The sequence below is a fragment of the Mesotoga sp. Brook.08.105.5.1 genome, from assembly GCF_002752635.1.
Lineage (GTDB): Bacteria > Thermotogota > Thermotogae > Petrotogales > Kosmotogaceae > Mesotoga.
In genome coordinates this window covers 1-4451 of the sequence record NZ_AYTW01000037.1, presented here as the reverse complement: position 1 = coordinate 4451, position 4451 = coordinate 1, and the positions used below count along the sequence as shown (strand labels likewise).

The 4451-nt window shown below is 47.0% G+C and carries 2 protein-coding genes and 1 pseudogene; all 3 read left to right on the top strand.

Annotated features, from left to right (window positions below):
• Nucleotides 1-60 precede the first annotated feature (60 nt).
• Nucleotides 61-321, top strand: a pseudogene (locus V512_RS11505) (nucleotidyl transferase AbiEii/AbiGii toxin family protein); the annotation flags it as partial.
• Nucleotides 322-465: 144 nt separating this feature from the next.
• On the top strand, nucleotides 466-1617 hold the full coding sequence (locus tag V512_RS11500) for an AAA family ATPase (protein WP_099830607.1): 1152 nt from the start codon (nucleotides 466-468) through the stop codon (nucleotides 1615-1617).
• Nucleotides 1618-1620: 3 nt separating this feature from the next.
• Nucleotides 1621-2079 carry a hypothetical protein gene (locus V512_RS11495; protein WP_099830606.1) on the top strand — a complete coding sequence of 153 codons (459 nt, stop codon included), beginning with the start codon at nucleotides 1621-1623 and terminating at the stop codon, nucleotides 2077-2079.
• Nucleotides 2080-4451 lie beyond the last annotated feature (2372 nt).

The following is a 4451-nucleotide window of genomic DNA, read 5'->3' as shown; positions in this document are numbered from 1 at the left end:
GCTCATGAGGGTAGAAAAGAAGCTGCGCGCCTATTTGGAGGTATTGCTTTGAAGAACTCGATGCAGCTGAAAGCGATCATTAAGAACGTGGCAAAAAGCAAGAATATATCTGCTCAAATTGTCCTTCAGAACTATATGCTGGAGCGTTTGCTGGAAAGAATTTCATCATCACGCTACCAATCGAACTTCATCTTGAAAGGAGGATTTCTTATCGCATCAATAGTAGGCCTTGATACAAGGGCGACCATGGATATGGACGGGACCATTAAAGGACTAAAGGTGAATGCTGAAAGTATATCAAACATGCTGAACGATGTCTGTGGGACAGAAATGTGAATAATGAAGTCCCTATTTATAGAAAGGCCTTACTTAGTCTGGTTTGGTTGAAGATTCAGGAATTCATGCGGAAGTTGATATAATTACTTTGCTTAGACTAAGCACCCCAGGAAGAAGGGAGGGTTATTCGTGAGAGTCGTTCTTGAGAATATCGGGCCGATAAAAAAAGCAGACATTTCGGCCGGTGATCTGACCGTTCTCGTCGGGCCACAAGCAACGGGTAAAAGCATCTTTCTTCAGTTGTTCAAGTTCTGCGTTGATCACGCCGACATAGTAAAGGAATTGAAGAAGTTTGGCTTTGATTGGAAGAATAAGCTCGAAAGTTTCTTGCAGGCCTATTTTGGCGAAGGAATGCAGGCGATATGGAATTCACAGAGCCGCATTGAACTTAACGGAAGAAAGTTTCAGATCGAAACTCACGTGAAGAGATCAGGTGGAGAAGACAGTGAGGCCAAAGTATTCTATATACCCGCTCAACGAGTCCTTATTATCTCCGCTGGGTGGCCCCTTCCTTTCACCTCTTTCGATCCTACGTATCCTTTCGTTGTTAAGGACTTCAGCGAGAAGATCAGGCGCATAATGGATTCCGGCCTTGGGAGCGGCGATACCCCGATTTTTCCGAGAGACGGATACTTCAAGAAAGAGATAAGGGACGCGCTGCAGAAATCCATAATGAGAGAAGGCAAATTGAAACTAGATATAGGCCTCAGGAAAAGAATCATGCTGGAGGTTGCAGGAGTATCAATGCCCATCATGACTTGGTCTGCGGGTCAAAGGGAATTTGCGCCCTTACTACTTGGGTTGTTCTGGCTGCTGCCTTCGGCAAAAGTCTCGAAAAAGCAAGGCGTGAAGTGGGTCATAGTTGAAGAGCCAGAAGCAGGCCTTCATCCGCTAGCAATTAGAGATGTCTTTCTTACTATAGTCGAACTGTTGAGCAGGAATTATAGAGTCCTGCTCTCAACCCATTCTTCGGGAATAATAGAACTCGTTTGGGCAATAAATGAGATTGTATCTCATCCTGAAGCAACTGCTGACAAAAAGAGGAAGCTTCTCCTCGACCTTTTCGAACTAAAAACAACGACAAATACGAACAAACTAATAAAGGATCTTGAGAACAAGAAGCTTGTTGTCAACTACTTCAAACCAACCGAGGCTGGCGTGGTGACTGAAGATATTTCTTCACTCGATCCCGGGAGCGATAAGAAGTCAGTGTCGGAATGGGGTGGCCTCGTAGAATTCACTTCCAAGACAAACGAAATCGTAGCAAAGCTCTGGAGGTAGAAAATGGATCAAATGCAGCCCATAATGAATTCATCTCTTGGCCCCTGTATAAAGAACGGACTTCAAGCAATTAAGAAACCTGACAAAGTCAGTCTTCAAGAAACGAGAACCAATGCAAAGAGCGTTGATATAGATAGCTGCCTTAAAGAGGATTATCCCAATGAGAATAGATGGGATTATGCTGTTTTTATCGAGATTGATGCTGTTCTGAAAACAGCATTCATAGAGATTCACCCAGCCAACGAATCTGAGGTCGGCGAGGTGATCAAAAAGGCGCAATGGATGAAGCAATGGATCATAGATAATCAGATAAGAGTCATCAGTGAGAACCGGAAGTTCTTCTGGGTTTCATCTGGCAAGGTAAAGGTCAGCAAGAACTCACAGAAAATACGTCTTCTCCACAAACAAGGAATCGAAGGCCCACAAGAACATTTGGTTGTTGACAAAGAAATGAGATTCTAATGCCCCATCCGATTATCCCGTGTCAGCCCGAAGTAATTCTATACGGGACACCATTCTTTAAGTAATGGATCTTGCTCCCGCTCTTATGGCCTCGATCCTAAACCAACCAAGAACTTGGACGTGAAGCGTCGGAACGAAGAACTGCTCTTCTCCCGCTCTTCCGAAGGGACGGGGTCACGCTCCTGGACGAAGGGCGAAGGACGGCTCTCTGCACGCTCTTATGAAGGAAGACCTGCTCTTGTTCCTAAAAATGGAGTCTGTCCCGTTTTTTCCTGTCCCGTTTTTTTTTGGATTCTGAAAAAATGGAGTCTGTCCCCTTTTTTCTTTCGATTCCTAACTTACTTGTCCAATTCCCCTGGGGGATGAATACGCTCTTCTCGTCGCGCCAGTTCCGCTCCGCGGCCTAAGAACCAAGAACCTGGACGCGAAGCGTCGGAACGAGGAACCGCTTTTGTTCCTAAAAATGGAGTCCCTATTATTTTCTCCTCTTCCCGCTCTTCCAAGGACGGGTCCACGCTCTTGGACGAAGGTCGAAGGACGGTTCTCTGCACGCTCTTATGAACGAAGAACTGCTCTTGTTCCTTAAAATGGAGTCTGTCCCCATTTTTAGAGTTTGATCCTCTATTTTTGATCCAAGAACGGGTCCACGCTCTTGGACAAAGGTCGAAGGACGGCTCTTGAAAAAATGGAGTCTGTCCCATTTTTCGGTACCTGTTTTCATGGTGGGAAGGAAGTAAGAGAGCCTGCCCTAGAAGTAACTCACTTTGTCATCCCGTGATGCTTTTGCACGGGATCTGGCCCTGAAGATCCGCTGAACGCTGTAAAACATGGTTCGCCGTTGACCGTTCAAGACCATTAACCCGTTCACCGCTAAGACCATTCGATCGAGAAAGAGCAATGTCGAGGCGTTCGCTGCGCTCACGAAAAGACGAGAAGCGAAAACAGGGACTGACAGGCTCTTGATGTCTGTCGCTTTTTCGCGTCCTCTCGGCCTCTCTTTCTCTCTCTCTTCCTCTCTCCTCTTCCCCGCTCTTCCAAGGACGGGTCCACGCTCCTGGACGAAGGTCGAAGGACGGCTCTTGAAAAAATGGAGTCTGTCCTATTTTTGATTTTTGTGAGGGTCATCCCGTGATGCACCTGCACGGGATCTCGCCCTGAAGAGCCGCTGCACACTTAAGAACGAGGACCCGCTGATCGCTGGTAAGAACCGATTCTGAAAAAATGGAGTCTGTCCCGTTTTTTCCCGCTAAATGGAGTCTGTCCCCTTTTTTCGCCCTCTGTCCTAAACCCAAGGCGCCATCTCTTGACCCTACCATTTTCCTGTAGAAAATGAGACCATATACAGCGTCACTTTTTTTCGGTCTACCCGTTGGTCTTCTTTTCAGTGAAACGCTTAAAACATTTTCGAATTCAACAACCTTTTCATCGCTGAAGAACGGCTTTCCATCTGAACAAAGCTTTTGTTCAATGGGTTAGAAACAAGTACAAGAAACGAAAAGGTCTTGTACGAGCGAGAAAATGGTTGAAGAGAATCGCTCAAAGACAGCCCAAGCTCTTAGTTCAATGGACTATGGAGATACGCTATGCGGCTGGATAATAGGAGCCGGATGAATCGAGAGGTTCATGTCCGGTTCTTCCAGCGTATAGCGGATCTTCAGGGGCCAGTCACCTTTGGTGGCCAGTTCCGCTTCGCGGGCAAAACAAAAACAATCGAGAAAGAGAGCATAGAGAGGTTCGCTACGCTCACGAGAGAAGAGAGAGAGGGAAGTCAGTCTGCTGACGTAGGCTTCTTCTAAGTCTTGCAACTTGGAACTGACAACTTGCAACTGATCTTTCAGCGTATAGCGGATCTTCAGGAGACAGTCACCTTTGGTGGCCAGTTCCGCTTCGCGGGCAAAACAAAAACAATCGAGAAAGAGAGCATAGAGAGGTTCGCTACGCTCACGAGAGAAGAGAGAGAGGGAAGTCAGTCTGCTGACGTAGGCTTCTTCTAAGTCTTACAACTTGGAACTGACAACTTGCAACTGATCTTTCAGCGTATAGCGGATCTTCAAAAGCCAGTCACTGCAAGCTGTGGCGAGAAAAACTACAAGAATGCCAAACCGATTTGGCAAAGCCAGTTCTACTTCGCGGGCAAAGGAGCCGTTGTGTTCACGTGAAGATCGGGATTCTGAGCAGGATCATCTCAGAATGACGGAATCCTAGACGAAGAACCAAGAACTTGGACGCGCAGCGTCGGAACGAAAAATTTGGGTGCAGCGCGTCGGAACGATGAACCGCCCTTCTGCTCTAGATCTTAAATCCCCGCTTGAGCGGGGTGGCGGCATGTTCCTGCCGACGGGGTGTGTGCACGTCCAGCAAAGGCAAGAATG